The 18173-nt window shown below is 52.5% G+C and carries 16 protein-coding genes; 4 read left to right on the top strand and 12 right to left on the bottom strand.

Going from position 1 to position 18173, the window contains the following annotated elements:
- The 8 genes from arnF to nudI all read right to left on the bottom strand — a co-directional run bounded on the left by arnF (nucleotide 1) and on the right by nudI (nucleotide 8086).
- Nucleotides 1-387 (bottom strand): 4-amino-4-deoxy-L-arabinose-phosphoundecaprenol flippase subunit ArnF, encoded by a 387-nt coding sequence (arnF, locus tag OGY18_RS10375; RefSeq protein WP_003834713.1) that lies wholly within the window; start codon nucleotides 385-387, stop codon nucleotides 1-3.
- Nucleotides 387-722: a 4-amino-4-deoxy-L-arabinose-phosphoundecaprenol flippase subunit ArnE gene (gene arnE, locus OGY18_RS10370; protein ID WP_003834709.1), complete on the bottom strand. Its 336-nt coding sequence runs from the start codon at nucleotides 720-722 to the stop codon at nucleotides 387-389. The genes arnF and arnE overlap by 1 nt, the downstream gene beginning before the upstream one ends.
- Complete coding sequence (gene arnT, locus OGY18_RS10365) at nucleotides 719-2377, bottom strand: lipid IV(A) 4-amino-4-deoxy-L-arabinosyltransferase (protein ID WP_125112628.1); 1659 nt, start codon at nucleotides 2375-2377, stop codon at nucleotides 719-721. Before arnT ends, arnE begins: the two co-directional genes overlap by 4 nt.
- Entirely contained in the window at nucleotides 2374-3276 is a 903-nt protein-coding gene (arnD, locus tag OGY18_RS10360; RefSeq protein ID WP_125112627.1) for a 4-deoxy-4-formamido-L-arabinose-phosphoundecaprenol deformylase, read from the bottom strand. The genes arnT and arnD overlap by 4 nt, the downstream gene beginning before the upstream one ends.
- Complete coding sequence (arnA, locus tag OGY18_RS10355) at nucleotides 3273-5255, bottom strand: bifunctional UDP-4-amino-4-deoxy-L-arabinose formyltransferase/UDP-glucuronic acid oxidase ArnA (RefSeq protein WP_149282071.1); 1983 nt, start codon at nucleotides 5253-5255, stop codon at nucleotides 3273-3275. Before arnA ends, arnD begins: the two co-directional genes overlap by 4 nt.
- A complete protein-coding gene (gene arnC / locus OGY18_RS10350) occupies nucleotides 5252-6235 on the bottom strand; it encodes an undecaprenyl-phosphate 4-deoxy-4-formamido-L-arabinose transferase (protein WP_191235032.1) in 984 nt (327 codons plus the stop codon). Before arnC ends, arnA begins: the two co-directional genes overlap by 4 nt.
- Before the next feature lie 2 nt (nucleotides 6236-6237).
- The gene (gene arnB / locus OGY18_RS10345; protein WP_286552923.1) at nucleotides 6238-7377 is read right to left on the bottom strand and encodes a UDP-4-amino-4-deoxy-L-arabinose aminotransferase; all 1140 of its coding nucleotides are present in this window, start codon (nucleotides 7375-7377) and stop codon (nucleotides 6238-6240) included.
- Nucleotides 7378-7660: 283 nt separating this feature from the next.
- The gene (nudI, locus tag OGY18_RS10340; RefSeq protein WP_125112762.1) at nucleotides 7661-8086 is read right to left on the bottom strand and encodes a nucleoside triphosphatase NudI; all 426 of its coding nucleotides are present in this window, start codon (nucleotides 8084-8086) and stop codon (nucleotides 7661-7663) included.
- Between the two features lie 318 nt (nucleotides 8087-8404).
- Here nudI and OGY18_RS10335 point away from each other — a divergent pair, with 318 nt between their 5' ends.
- Nucleotides 8405-8947, top strand: coding sequence for a YfaZ family protein (locus OGY18_RS10335; RefSeq protein ID WP_003834693.1), 543 nt, complete (start codon nucleotides 8405-8407; stop codon nucleotides 8945-8947).
- Between the two features lie 79 nt (nucleotides 8948-9026).
- A complete protein-coding gene (locus tag OGY18_RS10330; protein WP_286552920.1) occupies nucleotides 9027-10223 on the top strand; it encodes a nicotinamide mononucleotide deamidase-related protein YfaY in 1197 nt (398 codons plus the stop codon).
- A 38-nt stretch (nucleotides 10224-10261) separates the two neighbouring features.
- Here the strand turns inward: OGY18_RS10330 and OGY18_RS10325 are convergent, their stop codons facing one another.
- The 4 genes from OGY18_RS10325 to glpA form a co-directional block, all read right to left on the bottom strand.
- A complete protein-coding gene (locus OGY18_RS10325; protein ID WP_286552919.1) occupies nucleotides 10262-11215 on the bottom strand; it encodes an Rpn family recombination-promoting nuclease/putative transposase in 954 nt (317 codons plus the stop codon).
- A 183-nt stretch (nucleotides 11216-11398) separates the two neighbouring features.
- Nucleotides 11399-12589 carry an anaerobic glycerol-3-phosphate dehydrogenase subunit GlpC gene (gene glpC / locus OGY18_RS10320; protein WP_003834686.1) on the bottom strand — a complete coding sequence of 397 codons (1191 nt, stop codon included), beginning with the start codon at nucleotides 12587-12589 and terminating at the stop codon, nucleotides 11399-11401.
- Complete coding sequence (glpB, locus tag OGY18_RS10315; RefSeq protein WP_286552917.1) at nucleotides 12586-13845, bottom strand: glycerol-3-phosphate dehydrogenase subunit GlpB; 1260 nt, start codon at nucleotides 13843-13845, stop codon at nucleotides 12586-12588. The genes glpC and glpB overlap by 4 nt, the downstream gene beginning before the upstream one ends.
- Nucleotides 13835-15463 carry an anaerobic glycerol-3-phosphate dehydrogenase subunit A gene (glpA, locus tag OGY18_RS10310; protein WP_286552914.1) on the bottom strand — a complete coding sequence of 543 codons (1629 nt, stop codon included), beginning with the start codon at nucleotides 15461-15463 and terminating at the stop codon, nucleotides 13835-13837. Before glpA ends, glpB begins: the two co-directional genes overlap by 11 nt.
- Before the next feature lie 270 nt (nucleotides 15464-15733).
- On the opposite strand from glpA, the gene glpT reads away from it, so the two are divergent.
- Together glpT and glpQ are read left to right on the top strand one after the other, a co-directional pair.
- Complete coding sequence (glpT, locus tag OGY18_RS10305) at nucleotides 15734-17092, top strand: glycerol-3-phosphate transporter (RefSeq protein WP_003834677.1); 1359 nt, start codon at nucleotides 15734-15736, stop codon at nucleotides 17090-17092.
- A 3-nt stretch (nucleotides 17093-17095) separates the two neighbouring features.
- The gene (gene glpQ / locus OGY18_RS10300) at nucleotides 17096-18163 is read left to right on the top strand and encodes a glycerophosphodiester phosphodiesterase (protein WP_003834675.1); all 1068 of its coding nucleotides are present in this window, start codon (nucleotides 17096-17098) and stop codon (nucleotides 18161-18163) included.
- Nucleotides 18164-18173: the final 10 nt, after the last annotated feature.

Below are 18173 nucleotides of genomic sequence, written 5' to 3'. Positions count from 1 at the left end.
TCAGGGTTGGTGTTTGCGTGAAGGCAGAAAAATCGTCATTAGCCCTGCCATGATGCACAGTACCCCTGCCAGCGCTTTCACTGAAAATGTTCCCTGCCAGCCGGGCAGGATCATTGAGGCAACCCACACCAGCACATAGCTCAGGCTGAGTAGGGCATAGGCTTTGCTCAGCGCGAGTTGGTGTAGGGCTTTATGCCAGCAAATCACTGACAGTAAATACCCTGTCAATCCGGCATATAAAGCAAACGCTCCGATACTGACAGAGAATACGGCAGAGATGAACGCCAGCGGCTGCAGCATTGGCGGCAGATTATCCATCGCAAAGCCGAGGCTCAACTGGGCGATGGAGGTGATCATCACGCTACATAATCCCCAAAATACGCCCATTACACTGCACTCCCAAGAATAAATATGCCGGTAATGATCAGCCCAACGCCCAGCCAGTGGCGGGTTGTTACGGGTTCGCGCCAGATTTTCCATGCGGCGAGAGTAACCCAGACAAAGTTAAGGCTCAGCATGGGATAGGCAATACCGACAGGAATGTTTTGTAAAACCGCCAGCCATAGCAGCATGGCCAGGCCGAGGCTTGCCAGAGCAAGCCCAATCCATTGCGTAATGTAGCGTTTTCGCGCACGAACAGACACCGGTCGGGTCGCCTGCTTCTGGCATAGCTGGCCGCAGACGCTGAGCAGGCTGGCGAGGACTAAGGCTATCCAGATCATTTGGGCCGATACTGAATCAGGACCAGACGCCCCTGATTATCAATGTAGTCAGCGGGAGGGATGGCAAGTTGATTAATATCTTCATTCTTATCAATCGAGAGCACGAGCGTAATGTTTCCTTGCTGTCGATGTTGCGCTAACCAGTCGGCAAAGCCTTCCCGGCTGACAAAGCGACCCTGGGCATCCGGGTAGTTGAGGCCATATTTTAACTCGCCCGTTTGTCCGTACATCATGATGTCGTCGCGCTTCAGGCTCCAGGCCAGTCCCGCAGCGACGCCAACGCTGTCGGTGAGAATATAACGGCTCGGCTCCAGCGATTCTTTGGTCATCTCGACAAAAAACTGCGGCTGTTTAGATTCCATCACCCGGTCAGGAATGGAGAAGCCAAATAACAGCGCCAGCCCTAATGGGCATAGTGCTGCGAATTTCCAGTTCTTCTCGCGGTTATTTAGCGTATACCAGCCAAAAAGCGTCCAGATGATAAAGATGCCCCAGGCACAAAAAACCTTATACGTTTCGATATGCGACCAGACTGGCGTCTTCAATGGACCCAGCGTGGAAACAATAAACGTGGCGACGATGCCGACGATGCCGAACAGCACGTTGATCCAACCATTCACGCGCAGCGCGGTCGAGCCTTTTTCCGCAGCCTGCAGGCCGAAGCGCGCCGTTAATATCGCCAGCGGCGCGAAGCAGGAAAGAATATAGGTCGGCAGTTTTCCTTTCGCGATGCTGAAAAACAGGATTGGCATAATAATCCAGCTTAACAGGTACAGAGCACTGCGCGGAACATCCCGCTCACGCCAGCCCGTACGCAGCGCGCCGGGGAGTAGCCCGAGCCACGGTAATGTGCCTGCCACAAATATCGGGATGTAGTACCAGATAGGAGCCTTATGCTGGGCATCATCCTGCGCAAAGCGCTGAATATGTTCAACCCAGAAGAAGTAATGCCAGAAATCCGGCTCGCGTTGCGCAATCGCTATACCCCACGGTAGTACGATCGCGATGCAGCCGATCACCGCCAGCAGACCGTAGAGAATGAGGTCTTTCCAACGCTTTTGTGCAAAAACCCATGGTAATACGCTAAGCACAGGGACGGCGAGTGCCAGAAAACCTTTGGTCATTACACCCATACCGCAGGTCAGCCCAAGCAGCAAAAAAGCGATGATTTTGCGTGTTCTGGTGGTGGCCTGCATGCCTTCCCAAAAACAGCACATGCCCGCCATCAGCCAAAGCGCAATGATGGGATCAAGTACCGCGTAGGTGCCGATGCTGTAAACCGAAAAAAACGTTAAAAAGATAGCGGAGGAGAGTACGGCGGTACGCTTATCCTGCCACAGTCGCATGGCAAGCCAGGCTACCAGTAGCGCCGTCATCAAAGTGGCAAAAATAGCCCCCGCTCTGACGCCAAAATTATTGGCGCCAAACAACCATTGTCCGATGCTGTTCAACCAGTATCCGGCAATTGGTTTTTCAAAATAACGCAGCCCTAAAAAGTGTGGAACGATCCAGTCACCAGAGTTGAGCATTTCCCGGCTGATTTCAGCATAGCGCGTTTCATCAGGCTGCCAGAGCATACGGCTGTTGATAGGTAAAATAAAATACAGTGCGATTAAAGCGATAAATGCCAGAGTGTAGCGGGCAGCAGATTTCATTGTGTCACACTCAACGGTTGTTGGCAGCCGAGCCATCCCTCTCTGCCGGGTATTTTTCCACGTACGATCTGTCCTAACGGCAGTGTACTGATGTCGTCAGGTAACAGCTCGCCAAGCGGGCAGAATGTCATCCCCATGTCCGCGGCGCGAGTAAGCAGCTCGTCAAAATTCTGATGAAAGGCGATGCCTTCAACTTCCGCATGAATGGTGTACACCGGTGTTCCTCTGCTCATCTGGATGTGGGAGAGGATATAAGAGTTGAAGTCCACCGCCTGGACCTCTTGACCAACCACCTCATCCCATGTTGGTAGGGTGACGGGAATTTGTGGTGTCCCCGTTTTCCCGGATTCCAGCACCGGACGAAATAACGACGTTCCCCGACAGTCACTGTTATAGCGCAGATGGAATGCTTCTTTGGCATGGACGACACGGTTGTCGGCACGCCATCCGGCAACGGCAGAGCAGGAGACTGGCTGACCGATGATGGCTTCAAGTGCGGTGATGCCTTGCGAAATATCATCAATCAGCTGTTTGTCATTCCAGTTTCCGCTTCGTGCCTGCCAGGCGTGATGATCCCAGGCATGCAAACCGGTTTCATGAATCTGGGCGGTTTGTGCAATGATTGCCGCGTTGGCCTGGCCAATCTCTTTTCCCGGCCATGCGGTTCCCGCCAATAAAATATCCCATCCGTAGAGCGATGCTGCGTTTGAACGCAGCATTTTCCACAGAAATTGCGGCTTCACAAGACGCCAGAGATGGCGCCCCATGTTGTCAGGCCCAACGCTAAAGAAAAAACTTGCCCGAACGTTATGTCGGTTTAATGTCTCCAGCAGGCGGGGCACGCCTTCGCGCGTTCCCCTGAATGTATCGACATCAATACGCAAGCCTACTTTGGTCATGATGTGTGTTCCGTGATATCCACACTGCGTAAGAAGAAGTCCAGCGTCTCTTCTACCGTTTCCTGCATCTCAATGGTCGGTTCCCAGTTCAGGCAGCGTTTTGCATTGCGAATGTTAGGCTTACGATGCTCAACGTCTTGATAACCTTTACCGTAGTAGCTGCTGCTTTCGACGTCACGGAAACCGGCAAACGGCGGGAAGTGGTTACGCAACGGATGTTTTTCAAAGCAGGAAAGCAGCATTTCTGCCAGTTCCTGAATACTTGCTTCGTTCTGTGGATTACCGATGTTGATAATCTCACCGTCACAGCGGCCGCCTTCGTTTTCAATGATGCGGTACAGAGCTTCGATACCATCGCGAATGTCGGTAAAGCAGCGTTTTTGCTTACCGCCTTCAATCAGCTTAATCGGTGAACCTTCCACGAGGTTGAGGATCAGCTGTGTAATGGCGCGTGAGCTGCCGATACGCGCGGCGTTAAGGCTGTCCAGACGCGGTCCCATCCAGTTAAACGGGCGGAACAGGGTGAAGCGCAATCCCTCTTTTTCGCCGTACGCCCAGATAACACGGTCCAGTAACTGCTTGGATACGGAGTAGATCCAGCGTGGTTTATTGACCGGACCGACGATCAGATTCGAACTGTCTTCATCAAAGACTTTGTCGGTACACATGCCGTAGACTTCGGAGGTTGACGGGAAAATGATGCGCTTGCGGTATTTCACGCAGTAACGAATGATTTTCAGGTTTTCTTCAAAATCGAGCTCAAATACGCGCAGCGGGTTGCGGGTATATTCGATAGGCGTTGCGATCGCCACCAGCGGCAGCACAACGTCGCATTTTTTCACATGATATTCAATCCATTCGGAGTGAATGCTGATATCACCTTCGACGAAATGGAATCGCGGATGTTGCAGGAAACGCCCAATGGCGTCGCTGCCAATATCGAGTCCATACACTTCGTAATTATCTTCTTGTAGCAGGCGCTCGGTCAGATGGTTACCAATGAAGCCGTTAACGCCGAGGATCAGTACGCGAGTACGGCGTTTGCTGGTGGTCACTGACTGGCTGTTCAGGCGAGAACCTGGCACCAGACCCAGAACTTGCGCCAGTTGTGAACCCTGCATTGCAATACCATCGCCAGCTTGTCCGGTAATAATCTCCAGTGCACCATCGACACAGGCGATCAGTAAAGGAGACACGGAGATGACGGTGCCCGGCTGGGCCGCAATGTCGTTTGTGCAAACGCGCGATGACCAGACGGTGAACTTTTGTGTGCCAACATAGCTAAATGCGCCCGGCCACGGATCGCTGACGGCGCGGACCTGGTTATGTAACTCTGCAGCTGGTTTGTTCCAGTCGAGGAAGCTATCTTCCGGCGTACGGCGACTAAAACAGGTAGCCTCTGCTTCCTGTTGGGGGAGTTCTGCATAATCTCCCGTTTTAATCGCGGGCAGCGCCTCTTCCAGCAGGTGACGCGCTGCCTGGCACAGCTTATGGTGCAGCGTTAACGCCACATCATCTGGTGAAATAGCAACGTGCTGCTGGGCAACAATGGCACCGGCATCCGCGCGTTTGACCATGCGGTGAAGCGTGACGCCGGTTTCGGTTTCGCCATTGACCAATACCCAGTTCAGCGGGGCGCGACCACGGTATTTCGGCAGCAGCGAGCCGTGCAGATTAAATGCGCCCTTAGGGGCAAGACTGAGGATCTCATCGCTCAGTAAATGGCGATAGTAGAATGAGAAGATAACATCCGGCGCCAGTTGGCTAATGCGCTCAACCCACAGGGGATGATTAACCTCGTCGGGGGCGTAAACCGGAATACCGGCGCTGGCCGCGAGGCGGGAAACAGATCCAAAAAACGCTTTTTCACCCGGATTGTCTGTGTGCGTAAAAATGGTAGCGATTTCATAACCTGCATCCAACAAGGCCTGGACACCCTGACATCCCATATCGTGATAGGCAAATACGACGGCTTTCATGCGCGGTTTTCCTCGGTTGACTGCGTGGTTTGTGGGCGAATAACGTGTTGAACAAAATAGCGGGGGCGGGCGCGGACATCGTTATAGATGCGACCGATATATTCGCCGAGTAAACCCATGCCAATAAACTGTGCGCCGATAAAGGTAAACAGGACGGCAAACAGCATGAATACCCCTTCCGCTGCCCACTGCGGGCCGAGCGTCAGGCGCAGAACAACAAGCAGGACTGATAAGGTAAAGCCCGTGGCGGCGATCACGCTGCCCAACAGGCTCAGCATGCGAAGCGGTGTTGTGGTAAGGCAAGTTACCAGGTCATACATCAGGTTGATCAGACGCATGAAGCTGTATTTGGAGTCACCAAATTCACGCTCTGCATGATGTACCGGGATCTCCGTGGCGCGACGGGCAAAAATGTTGGCCAGAATAGGGATAAAGGTGCTGCGCTCCTGGCAATGCAGCATGGCATCGACGATGTGACGGCGATAGGCGCGTAGCATGCAGCCGTAATCACCCATTGCTTTACCGGTGGTGCGCTGTATCAGATGGTTGATCATTCGTGAGGCGGTCTTACGAAATACGCTGTCCTGACGGTTCTGGCGTACCGTGCCTACCACATCGAAGCCTTCATCTGCGGTGGCGACCAACCGTGGGATCTCCTCCGGCGGGTTTTGCAAATCGGCATCCAGCGTGATGATCAAGTCTCCGGTGACATGGCTGAAACCGGCCATAATCGCCGAGTGCTGTCCGTAATTACGATTCAGTAAAATAGAGACAATATGGCTGTTCGGTGCCTGAGAGGCGTCCATCATCAACTGAGCGGAACGGTCGCTGCTGCCGTCGTCGATGAGCAGAATTTCATAGTCTTTGCCCAATTTCTCACAGGCGGCGCTGGTGCGTCTGATTAACTCTGGCAGGCTTTCCTGTTCATTAAAAACGGGAATGACTACCGAGACTTTTTTGATCGGGGCTGCTTCAAACATGGTTATTGTCCTGCAATCTCGCGAAGTGCCGTGATGACCCGCTGGGTGTCAGCGTCGGTCATGTCAGGGAATAGCGGCAGCGAGCAGATGCGCGCGCTGTTCCATTCAGTATTTGGGAGCGAAAGGGTAGTGAAGCGTTCGCGATAATATTTTTGCGTATGGGCCGCACGAAAATGCAGACCGGTGCCGATATCTTTGGTCTTCAGCGCTTCCATCAGGGCATCTCTGCTCAGCCCGCAGCGCGTTTCGTCAACTCGAATGATGAATAAGTGCCAGGCATGAACGTGCGACCATTGGGGCAGGCCCAGCGGTTGAAATGGCGTATCAGCCAACGCTTGTTGATAGTGCTGGGCAATTTTCGCCCGGCGTGAGTTCAGTTGCTCCAGCTTATTCAGCTGTACCAGCGCAATAGCGGCATTGATATCCGTCAGGTTGTATTTGTATCCAGGTGCAAGCACTTCGGCTTGTGGTGCCCGGCCGTAGGTTTGTCGATCAAAAGCATCAACGCCCAGACCGTGAAACTTCAGGCTGCGAAGCCGCTGAGCGAGCTGGCTGTCGTCGGTAACGATCAGTCCACCTTCCGCACAGGTGATATTTTTAATAGCGTGAAACGAGAAGATTGCCGTACCGCGAGCACCGACATGACGGCCCTTATACAATGTCCCTACGGCATGGGCTGCATCTTCTATTACCGGGATGCCATAACACTCGCCAATGGCATAAATCGCGTCGAGGTCGGCGGGAGCGCCAGCGTAATGTACCGGAACAATGGCTTTGGTTCGTGGGGTGATAGCGGCTTCAATTTGCTCAGGTCTGACCATAAGCGTATCGCGGTCGACATCGATCATGACGGGCGTTGCCCCCAGCAGGACAATCATGTTGAGGGTAGAAACCCACGTCATCGACGGCGTTATGACCTCGTCGCCTGCGCTTACGCCCAATGCCATCAGCGTGATGTGCATACCCGCCGTGGCGGAGCAGATGGCGACGGCGTGTTGATTTCCTGTGAGCTGACAGAAGGCTTCTTCCAGCTGTTGATTTTTCGGGCCGGTGGTTATCCACCCAGAGTCCAGAACTGCCTTCACTGCGGCAAGTTCTTCAGCACCCATTGCCGGGCGAGAGAAAGGCAAAAAGTCAGACATCATTATTCCTTCAAGCCATTTAACGCCACCAAAGCTTTATTTTTAGTGATAAACAGGGGCGTCGTTAATTATTTCATCAGGCTATAAAGGTTAATGACTGAAGGTTAATTTATCCTTAAGAGTTTAAGGTTTGGGATAGACGGATAAATAGAGGTGATTTTTATTTATCTTGATGAAATTAAATTATTTTTTCTGTTTTTGCGGCATTGCTGTTTGCTATAAGTTTATGAGTACAATGCCGCTATTCGGAATGTTAATTATATGCCGTTATTAAAATGATAACCTACAGTAACCCTTTCAAGGTTAACGTTTTACGCGTGGCGATATTTAAATCGTAGGCACCGAGATCTTCCGGTTTAACCCAGGCGAATGCCTGGAACTCTTCGTTAATCTTCACTTCACGATTCGCCGCCACACAATCGAAGATGAGATAAATCATGTAAATCTCTTCCTGACTGCCATCAGCATAGGTTTTAGTGCGAATATCATCACTGAAGGTCCAGGGGGTAATTTCTGATAACACCAGTTGTTCGCCCAGCTCTTCCCTCACTTCACGGCGCAGAGCTTCTTCAATACGTTCACCCGGTTCAACACCGCCACCGGAAAGCGCCCACTGACCGGGAAACACACCGCGGTCATCAGCCATTTTGCAGAGTAAATAGCAGCCATCATTTTGAATTAATGGGCAAACAATCGTTCTTTGGCGCATCATTCGAGTCCTTGTGGGGGAGGTATAGAAAAATTCCATCATGTGCTCATCTTACCTTTTGCTGGCGGCAGAAAAAATGTTTCATTGGCAATTAAGAGCGCTTTGGCAGGGAAATCAGGATGTTTGTTGAAAATGACGTTCTGGGACGTCCATCTGTGTAATTGGCACAAGAATTTAACCTTTAACAAATCTTGTGAGTAGTATTTAGTTACAATATGTCATTGCATCGCTTTTTTAGCTCATTGATTCCTCGTCATCTGACAGTACAATTCATCGGTTTTGGGGCTATGTTTTGATTCTTGCTGGAAAGGATAGAAAATGAAAAAAAGTTTAATGTTGGGTTTTGCCGGAATGCTGTTTGTTTCCGCGTCGGCGAACGCGATTAGCATCAGCGGCCAGGCTGGTGAAGACTACACCAACCTGGGATTCGGTATGGGCACTGAGACCACCGGTCTGGCTGTCAGCGGTAACTGGATGCATAACGATGACGACGGTGATGTTGCCGGGCTGGGTTTAGGTCTGAATATCCCACTGGGGCCGCTGATGGCGACCGTTGGTGGTAAAGGTGTTTATACCAATCCAAATGATGGCGATGAAGGCTATGCTGCCGCTGTCGGTGGTGGTTTACAATGGCCGATTGGCGATAGCTTCCGTCTGTTTGGTGAGTATTATTACTCTCCTGATTCACTTTCCAGCGGTATCGACAGCTATGAAGAAGCGAATGCCGGTGCGCGTCTGACCATTATGCGTCCGCTGAGCATCGAAGCCGGTTATCGTTACCTAAACCTGGCAGGCAAAGATGGCAACCGTGATAACGCGATTGCTGATGGCCCGTACGTTGGGGTTAACGCCAGCTTCTAACATTTCTGGCGCGGCGTTCAGTCGCGCCTTCCCCCCTCCATGCGTTATAGTGTTTTCATCATAAAAGCAGGAGAACACGATGTTAAACGTGGAGATGCTATCCACCGGGGATGAAGTGTTGCATGGACAAATCGTCGACACTAATGCCGCCTGGCTGGCCGATTTTTTCTTTAATCAGGGTTTACCGCTAACACGCCGCAACACGGTAGGTGACAATCTTAACGATTTGGTCGCCGTTTTGCGTGAGCGTAGCGAGCACGCCGATGTACTGATCGTTAATGGCGGTCTGGGACCTACCAGCGATGATTTGAGCGCGCTGGCAGCGGCAACGGCAAAAGGCGAAGGGTTGGTGCTGCATGAAGCATGGCTGGCCGAGATGGAGCGATATTTCCGCGATCGTGGCCGCGTGATGGCGCCAAGCAACCGCAAACAGGCTGAACTTCCGGCCAGCGCTGAGTTTATCAATAATCCGGTGGGTACCGCGTGTGGGTTCGCCCTGAAGCTTAACCGCTGCCTGATGTTCTTTACACCAGGTGTACCGTCAGAATTCAAAGTCATGGTGGAGCATGAGATCCTGCCTCGTTTGCGTGAGCGTTTCTCTTTGGCTCAGCCCCCGTTATGCCTGCGATTAACCACCTTTGGCCGTTCTGAAAGCGACCTGGCGCAGAGTCTGGATCCGCTCCCGTTGCCTCCGGGAGTAACAATGGGTTATCGCTCCTCAATGCCAATTATTGAGCTGAAGCTGACCGGTCCGGATTCCCAACGGGAAGCGATGCTGGCGCTGTGGCCAGAAGTTAAGCGGGTTGCCGGGCAGAATATGATTTTTGAAGGTACGGAAGGCTTACCCGCGCAAATCGCCCGCACGTTGCAAGAACGGCAATTCAGCCTGACGCTGAGCGAACAATTCACCGGTGGTCTGGTGGCATTGCAGCTTTCTCGTGCGAATGCGCCACTGTTGGCGAGTGAAGTGGTTCCGCCTCAGGAAGAAACGCTGGCGCAAACGGCGCATTGGATAACCGAACGACGCAGCAAACATTATGCTGGATTGGCACTCGCGATATCGGCTTTCGAAAACGAACATATTAACTTTGCGCTGGCCACGCCTGATGGGACACACGCCTTGCGCGTAAGGCTGAATGCAAATCGCTACTGCCTGGCGATTCGTCAGGAAGTGTGCGCGATGATGGCGCTAAATATGCTGCGCCGCTGGCTTAACAATCAGGATATCGCTAGCGAACACGGCTGGATCGAAGTGGTTGAGTCGTTGACGATTTAATTATTGATTGGGAAGGCTAAATGCCTTCCCAATCTGGCTCATGCGGTGGTATCGCCAGGCAATAGCCCGGTAATTAACTGAACTAAATCACGATCAATACCTTGTTCCAGCATTATGTGAGCGATACGTAAGGCTTCTTCTTGCGTACCTTTTTGCACCCCTTGTTCTAACCCTTTTTGCATTCCTTGTTCTAACCCTTGCTGTATCCCTTCTTGCAGTCCATTTTGGTGGCCTTCTTGCCTGAGTCTCTCTGCAATTGTCATCAGCTTCTCCTTGTGATGGGGGGATCGTTCGGCAACTTCGCGGATAAACTCGCTGACGCGAGAAACGTCGCCGTACCGTAGCAGGTAATTAAATAGCGTTTGTAGCTGGCTGTCATTAGCAGTGCTTGTAACTAATAGCGAGACCAGTCGATCCACTAACCCCATTAAGTCACGATCGCGGATATGTTTTTGCATCAACTCAAGCAGCGCAACCCTGCGATGCTGCGCGATTTCATCGTCAGGTATTACGGTAATGTCGACCAGCGGAAAAGCCTCTGAATACAGTTGTCGTGCCAGTTGCGGATTATCAAATTCATCCAGCCAGTTGAGCGACCAGGGATAGGGACTTTGTTGACCGTGATAAAACAGCATGGGAATCACCAGCGGCAGCGTTTTATTCCCGGCATCAAGATGATGCTGCATCGCCGCGGTGGCATAACGCATCAGGCGAAATGCCATATGCGGTACCGCGGTACTCTGATGTTCAATAACACAATAAATATAGCCCAGGCCTTCGCGGGTTTTTAGTGACCACACTACGTCGGAGTAGTATGCGCGGAGATCCTGTTCGATAAAACTGGTGGACTCCAGCTTCAGCGTTTGTAAATCACATATCTCACGTAATGCGATGGGAAGGTGTATATCCAGAAAATCCCGAGCCATCTCAGGGTAAGACATTATCTTTTTAAAAACGGCATCATGCGGTGTAGATGTAGTGGATTTAGCCATGGTAGTCCGTCACCAGAAAGAGAAGATGGCGTGACGGTATCTACTTTTAATATGCACTGCATGTGGGAAATGGGTTCTTTGCGTGGATGAATTAGAGATAAATACGCCCGACTGCAACGTATTCAATTAAGCGGAACGGGCTACGCAAAAATGCCCGGTAGCAAATGCTACCGGGCAACAGAGTTAACCCAACGCTTTGGCAAGCAGGGTGATAGGATGTTCGCAGCGCTTGCTTGTTGACATCTCAATCTGCCATTTACAGGTTTCGCAGTCGGTGACGACGATATCAGCGCCGCTTTCTTCAATCTGGCGGAATAACGGTGCGCCGATAGACTGTGAAGTTGGATAGTTTTCCTTTTTAAAGCCGTAAGTCCCGGCAATCCCGCAACACTGAGAATCCAGCACCGTCAGCTCCAGCCCTGGAATTTGTCGCAGTAGCTCCAGCGTATAGAGCGTCCAGCCCATTTTCTCCATGTGACATGGCGTGTGATAGACCACCTTCAGCGGCAGCGTTTTCAGCGGCAGCGTTTTACCTTCATCCAGCTTGCGCCATAGCCAGCGGGTTGCCAGTTCAATGTGTTCACGCAGGCCTGAGTTGTCGACATCCAGCACTTCCGGATATTCATCACGTAGCGCAAAGGTGCAGGTTGATGAGGTGGCAATCACCGGAATGCCTTTGCCATCAATTGCCTCTCTGAGTGAGGCCACGTTGCTTACTGCCTGCTTACGCGCTTTATCGGTAAAACCGTTGGCAATCAGCGGCACGCCGCAGCATTTCTCTTTACTCAGTAGTTGCACGCCGGTTCCCATCGCATTCAAAACCTTGATCAGGTCTTTGCCGAGCTGGGGATGGTTGTAATTCACAAAACAGCCGTGGAAAAAGGCGACCTGATCCTGATACTGCGCCTGCTGTGCGGCAACGCTACGATACCAGCGGCGGAAGGTGCCAAAGGAGTACTTCGGCAGCGTACGGCGATGATCGATTTTTAACGCGTAATCCAGCAATTGACGCACCGGTTTTAATGAGGTGGCGGTATTCACTATTGGGGCGAAGGGGGTGGATACGCTACCCATTAAATCGGTATGGCTTAAGACAAAGTTACGCAACGATGGGCGCGTTGTGTCGTATTTGGCACGCGCGCGCTGGATGATATCGCCGATTTTCACGTCTGACGGACAGGCCACTTCGCAGCGTTTACAGTTGATGCAGTATTTCAGCGCGTCGTCATATAGCGCGCCATCTTTCAGGCGCAGACGTTCACCGTCCGGGCCGGCCTGCTTAGGGCCCGGGTAGCTCGGATTGACGCGGCTTACCGGGCAGGCGGTGGTGCACACCGTACATTTGATACAACTTTCAAAACGTGTGTCGCTCATTGCTGTCCTCCTGCACGTTTCGCAATATGATGCGCGGCATGTAAGGCGCTAACTGCGCACACGCCGCCTCCGCAACCCTGGGCGATAGGGTCGAATCCGCCGAGGACGGAACCGATGGCATACATGTTCTCTATCGTTTTTCCCGCCAGTGATGGACGCAATGCGGTATCGGTTGTTACGCCAAACTGTTGCCACGGTTGTGGATCGAAAACATCACGCTGATACCACTCGGCGCGGGTAGCTGTTTGCTGTACATCCAGTCCCAGGATTGGTTCGTGGATTGCCTCACGCGTGGCGACCAGCCCGCTGCTGAAGAAGCTGCCGCTGGCGAGCACGGCGAAACGTGGCCGCAAGGGGATATCGGCATGATTTCGGGTCCAGATTTCGCTGACCACGCTATCCTGACAGGTGATTTTTTTCACTTCATCACCCGGCATCCACACACCGCCCTGGCGCACAAACTGGCGCTGTAATTTGTTGTGCAAACGCATGCCCAGTACCGAAGGTGGTAGGGTCGGTAACAGTGTCAGCGAGCAGGGGAGGCGCTCGTTAAGCCACTGCCAGAGCCGCTCATCGGCCAGACCAAAGCATGCCGGCATGATTATCATGTCGCAGGTTTTTGCCATTGGCAGCAATGCGTCATAGAGCAGCGACCATTTATCTTCGTTATCCAGCAGGCGCGCAATATTAACGGCGCGAAACTCGGTTGGGTTATCACGCAGGACATCCAGTTCCGGTAGCTCGATTTCTGCTGTCTCGACGCTGAGATTGCGTTGGCGTAATGACGCTGCGGCGAGATGCGCCTGAAAATCCAGTAACCCGCTAATCCCTACAACGCAGATACGCTGTGCGGACAGCGGCCAGACCGGCACTTCCGGGGAACTTAACCAGGTTGAGCGTAGGGTGCCCAGCGGGGTAACACGTTGATGCGCCTGATGCACTTTGCCCTGCAAATGCGTTCCGCATTCTTCCAGTAAATTTTGCGCCTGCTGGGCCAGTTCCAGAACGTTCTGCGTTCCGATGGTGCTATACGGATGTGCGGGTGCCTGAGTGCGCAGCGCATTCAAACCCGCTTCTATATCCGTCACCGGTTGACCATCGGGTAAGCTGCTGAGCAAATCCAGTGAGCCGGAGGAAAAATGCAGGGCGCTTTGGCCGCGGGTAACAATCGTGCAGCGCAGTCCGCTTTTTTGCAGTTGCAGGCCACATAGCAGTCCGGCGAGGCCGCCGCCGATAATGACGGTATCAAATTTCATCCTGGTGCTCCTTTTCCAGACCACACAACCCTTGATAAACCCAGCGCGTGAATTCGCTCTCGCGCAGCGCATCTCCCCAGGCGATAGGCTGCACGCCTTTCCAGCGTTCGTTGAGGAAGTCGGAAAGCTGGGTAATGGACTGCGCTGCGGTAGTGACATTAAAACGTTGCAGCAAACCTGCGGCGCGGCAGGCACACAATTCGCCCTGGCAGGTCCCCATTCCAACACGGGTACGGCGACGCAAATCGAGCAGGCTGTTGACGGTTAAATTCTCGACGGCGTATTGCACTTCGCCTGCGGTGACTGCTTCGCATTCACAGACCAGACTGCGGTGCTGGCGGCCTTCGCTAAGCCACGCAGGGGTGCGATCGCCGTGACGGTAGACCGCCGAGCCGCGCAGTGGAGCTGGCAATGAGATCACGCGTTTAAGCGTATGCTCGGTAGATTCCTGTGAGCCAGGCAGCGCGGTGTCTGCCGTTGTGCAAGGCTGGGTATTGCCCAGCTTACGGCAAACGGCATCGGTGGCCCATTCCGCCATCAGGCGGTAGGTCATCAGTTTGCCGCCGGTAATGGTGATAAACCCTTCCAGTCCGTCACGTTCAGCGTGATCGAACAGTACAATCCCACGGCTGACGTTACGACCGCTTGGGTCGTCGTCGCTAGCCACCAGCGGGCGTACGCCAGAGTAGGCGCGTAAAATGCGCGTTTTCGCCATAATCGGCGCCAGCTTCTCGCCTTCACGCAGCAGAATATCGACCTCTTCTGCGGTGACGCGGTTGCTGTCGATATCGTCGTAATCAATGTGCTGTGAGGTGGTACCGATCAGTGAAATGGTATCGCCAGGCACCAGAATATCGGCGTCAGAAGGCTTACGGCAGCGGTTAATGACATGCTGGTTAATGCGATGATCCATAATCAGCAATGAACCTTTGGCCGGGAACATACGGATGCTCAGATCGGCATATTCCGCAATGCGTTGACCCCAGATCCCAGCGGCGTTGACGACAACCGGTGCATGCAGGGACTGCATTTCGCCTGTCAGATGATTGCGCACGTTAACGCCGCAAACCGTTGCGCCTTCGCGGATCAGTCCAGTCACTTCATGCGCCGTTAAGATAACCGCGCCATGCTCACGCGCATCCAGCATGTTAGCTGCTGTTAAGCGGAAAGGATCGACCGTGCCGTCTGGTACTTTTACTGCACCAATCAGCTGTGGATTCACAGAAGGTTCGATAATACGTGCCTGCTGAGGGTCAATCGCTTCTGCGCGAATCCCTGCCTCTTCACAGGCGCGAATAAAGGTTGACTGGAAGGACAGCTCATCCTCCGGCAGGGTGATAAACAGACCGTCCGTTGGCTCAACGCAATGGCGGGCGATACGTTTCAGAATTTGGTTTTCGCTGATGCACTCACGGGCAGATTCAGCGTCGGTGACGGCGTAGCGTGCACCGCTGTGCAGCAGGCCGTGGTTGCGCCCGGTCGCACCTGTGGCGATATCGTGGCGTTCCACTAAGATGACGCGCAACCCGCGCAGCGCACAGTCACGTGCGATCCCTGCACCTGTTGCTCCTCCACCAATGATAATCACGTCACTTGTTTGCGAGTCGCGAGTTTTCATTGTTTTTCCTCACAGTTCGTTTTTTATCATTTAGCCACATAAAAAACATGGATTGTTTGATTTCGCGCATAATCGCTCATTATTCGAAAATGAAACGTGATTTCGTGCGCCTTTATGAACATTTGTCATAAATCTGTAACAATATGTGCTGCGTTTCACATTTTTGTTATGTATCTTTCCTTAACATCGCGGCCACACTGGGAGCGGTAGGGTAGTAATGACGAACTGCAGTGTTTACTTCGAATGAAAGACGGCCACGGAGGCTACACTATGTTGAGCATTTTTAAACCAGCGTCACACACGGCGCGTTTACCTGCAGCGGAGATCGACCCGACATATCGTCGATTACGTTGGCAGATTTTTCTGGGGATTTTCTTTGGTTATGCCGCGTACTATCTGGTACGTAAGAACTTTGCCCTTGCGATGCCGTATCTGGTTGAACAAGGTTTCTCGCGTGGCGATCTGGGTTTTGCGTTGTCCGGTATCTCCATTGCTTACGGATTTTCGAAATTCATCATGGGGTCCATTTCGGATCGCTCGAATCCGCGCGTTTTCCTGCCAGCCGGTCTGATTCTGGCCGCCGCAGTGATGCTGTTCATGGGCTTTGTGCCGTGGGCGACATCGAGTATTGCTATTATGTTTGTGCTGCTGTTCCTCTGCGGATGGTTCCAGGGGATGGGCTGGCCTCCGTGTGGCCGTACTATGGTGCACTGGTGGTCGCAGAAAGAGCGTGGAGGAATTGTTTCCGTCTGGAACTGTGCGCACAACGTGGGTGGCGGTCTGCCTCCGCTGTTGTTCCTGCTGGGTATGGCCTGGTTCAATGACTGGAAAGCGGCGCTGTATATGCCTGCTTTCGGTGCGATCGTCGTCGCGCTGATTGCTTTTGCCCTGATGCGTGATACGCCGCAGTCCTGTGGTCTGCCGCCTATCGAAGAGTATAAGAACGACTATCCGGACGATTACACCGAGAAAGCGGAAGAAGAGCTGACTGCGAAGCAGATCTTCATGCAGTACGTACTGCCGAACAAACTTTTGTGGTACATCGCTATCGCTAACGTGTTTGTTTATCTGCTGCGTTACGGCATCCTGGACTGGTCACCGACCTACCTGAAAGAAGTGAAGCATTTCGCACTGGACAAATCATCCTGGGCCTACTTCCTGTATGAGTATGCGGGTATTCCGGGCACGCTGCTGTGCGGCTGGATGTCGGATAAAGTCTTCCGTGGTAACCGTGGCGCGACCGGCGTGTTCTTTATGACGCTGGTAACTATTGCAACCATCGTTTACTGGATGAACCCGGCAGGCAACCCGAACGTGGATATGGCTTGTATGATCATCATCGGCTTCCTGATCTACGGCCCGGTAATGTTGATTGGTCTGCACGCGCTGGAACTGGCACCGAAAAAAGCGGCGGGAACGGCGGCTGGCTTTACCGGTCTGTTCGGTTATCTCGGTGGTTCTGTGGCCGCGAGCGCCATTGTTGGTTACACCGTTGACTTCTTCGGTTGGGACGGCGGCTTTATGGTGATGATTGGCGGTAGCGTGCTGGCGGTTATTCTGCTGGTAGTCGTCATGATTGGCGAAAAACGCCATCACGAAGAGATGGAACTGAAGCGTAACGGGGGCTAATAGATGAAAACCACATTGAAAAGTCTCAGCGTGGCGCTGATGCTCGCAGGTATGGTGGTCAGCAGTGCAGCGGTTGCCGCAGATAAAATCGTGATTGCGCATCGTGGCGCCAGCGGTTATCTGCCGGAGCATACGCTGCCAGCAAAAGCGATGGCCTATGCCCAGGGTGCGGATTATCTGGAGCAGGATTTGGTTATGACCAAGGATGACCATCTGGTCGTCCTGCATGACCACTATCTTGACCGCGTCACCGATGTTGCCGAGCGTTTTCCGGATCGTGCGCGTAAAGATGGGCGTTACTACGCCATCGACTTTACGCTGGATGAAATTAAATCGCTGAAATTTACCGAAGGCTTCGATATCGAAAATGGCAAAAAGGTCCAGACCTACCCAGGGCGCTTCCCGATGGGTAAATCTGATTTCCGCGTGCACACGTTCGAAGAAGAGATTGAGTTTGTTCAGGGATTAAATCATTCCACCGGTAAAAACATCGGTATTTACCCGGAAATGAAAGCACCGTGGTTCCATCACCAGGAAGGGAAGGACATTGCGGCTAAAACACTGGAAGTACTGAAAAAGTACGGGTATACCGACAAGAACGACAAGGTCTATCTACAGTGTTTTGATGTTGCAGAGTTGAAGCGCATTAAAAATGAACTGGAACCGAAGATGGGGATGGATCTCAATCTGGTACAGTTGATTGCGTACACTGACTGGAATGAAACCCAGGAGAAAAAGCCGGACGGCAGTTGGGTGAATTACAACTACGACTGGATGTTTAAACCGGGTGCCATGAAGCAGGTTGCGCAGTATGCTGACGGTATTGGGCCGGACTACCACATGCTGATTGATGAGAAGTCGAAGAAGGGCAATATCTCGTTAACTGGCATGGTACAGGACGCACATCAGAGTAAGATGGTAGTGCATCCTTATACCGTTCGCGCCGATCAACTGCCGGATTACACCACTGACGTAAACCAGCTGTATGACATTCTTTATAACAAAGCGGGCGTTGACGGGCTGTTCACCGACTTCCCCGACAAGGCAGTGAAATTCTTGAATAAAGAGTGATGGCGTAAGG

The sequence above is a fragment of the Citrobacter sp. Cpo142 genome (assembly GCF_030332425.1).
Taxonomy (GTDB): domain Bacteria; phylum Pseudomonadota; class Gammaproteobacteria; order Enterobacterales; family Enterobacteriaceae; genus Citrobacter; species Citrobacter portucalensis.
This window is presented reverse-complemented; position numbering and strand designations above follow the sequence as displayed.

Excerpts from the sequence above, each read along its gene's own strand:
- arnF (WP_003834713.1), bottom strand. The coding sequence starts at position 387 with ATGGGCGTATTTTGGGGATTATGTAGCGTGATGATCACCTCCATCGCC.
- arnE (WP_003834709.1), bottom strand. The coding sequence starts at position 722 with ATGATCTGGATAGCCTTAGTCCTCGCCAGCCTGCTCAGCGTCTGCGGC.
- arnT (WP_125112628.1), bottom strand. The coding sequence starts at position 2,377 with ATGAAATCTGCTGCCCGCTACACTCTGGCATTTATCGCTTTAATCGCA.
- arnD (WP_125112627.1), bottom strand. The coding sequence starts at position 3,276 with ATGACCAAAGTAGGCTTGCGTATTGATGTCGATACATTCAGGGGAACG.
- arnA (WP_149282071.1), bottom strand. The coding sequence starts at position 5,255 with ATGAAAGCCGTCGTATTTGCCTATCACGATATGGGATGTCAGGGTGTC.
- arnC (WP_191235032.1), bottom strand. The coding sequence starts at position 6,235 with ATGTTTGAAGCAGCCCCGATCAAAAAAGTCTCGGTAGTCATTCCCGTT.
- arnB (WP_286552923.1), bottom strand. The coding sequence starts at position 7,377 with ATGTCTGACTTTTTGCCTTTCTCTCGCCCGGCAATGGGTGCTGAAGAA.
- nudI (WP_125112762.1), bottom strand. The coding sequence starts at position 8,086 with ATGCGCCAAAGAACGATTGTTTGCCCATTAATTCAAAATGATGGCTGC.
- OGY18_RS10335 (WP_003834693.1), top strand. The coding sequence starts at position 8,405 with ATGAAAAAAAGTTTAATGTTGGGTTTTGCCGGAATGCTGTTTGTTTCC.
- OGY18_RS10330 (WP_286552920.1), top strand. The coding sequence starts at position 9,027 with ATGTTAAACGTGGAGATGCTATCCACCGGGGATGAAGTGTTGCATGGA.
- OGY18_RS10325 (WP_286552919.1), bottom strand. The coding sequence starts at position 11,215 with ATGGCTAAATCCACTACATCTACACCGCATGATGCCGTTTTTAAAAAG.
- glpC (WP_003834686.1), bottom strand. The coding sequence starts at position 12,589 with ATGAGCGACACACGTTTTGAAAGTTGTATCAAATGTACGGTGTGCACC.
- glpB (WP_286552917.1), bottom strand. The coding sequence starts at position 13,845 with ATGAAATTTGATACCGTCATTATCGGCGGCGGCCTCGCCGGACTGCTA.
- glpA (WP_286552914.1), bottom strand. The coding sequence starts at position 15,463 with ATGAAAACTCGCGACTCGCAAACAAGTGACGTGATTATCATTGGTGGA.
- glpT (WP_003834677.1), top strand. The coding sequence starts at position 15,734 with ATGTTGAGCATTTTTAAACCAGCGTCACACACGGCGCGTTTACCTGCA.
- glpQ (WP_003834675.1), top strand. The coding sequence starts at position 17,096 with ATGAAAACCACATTGAAAAGTCTCAGCGTGGCGCTGATGCTCGCAGGT.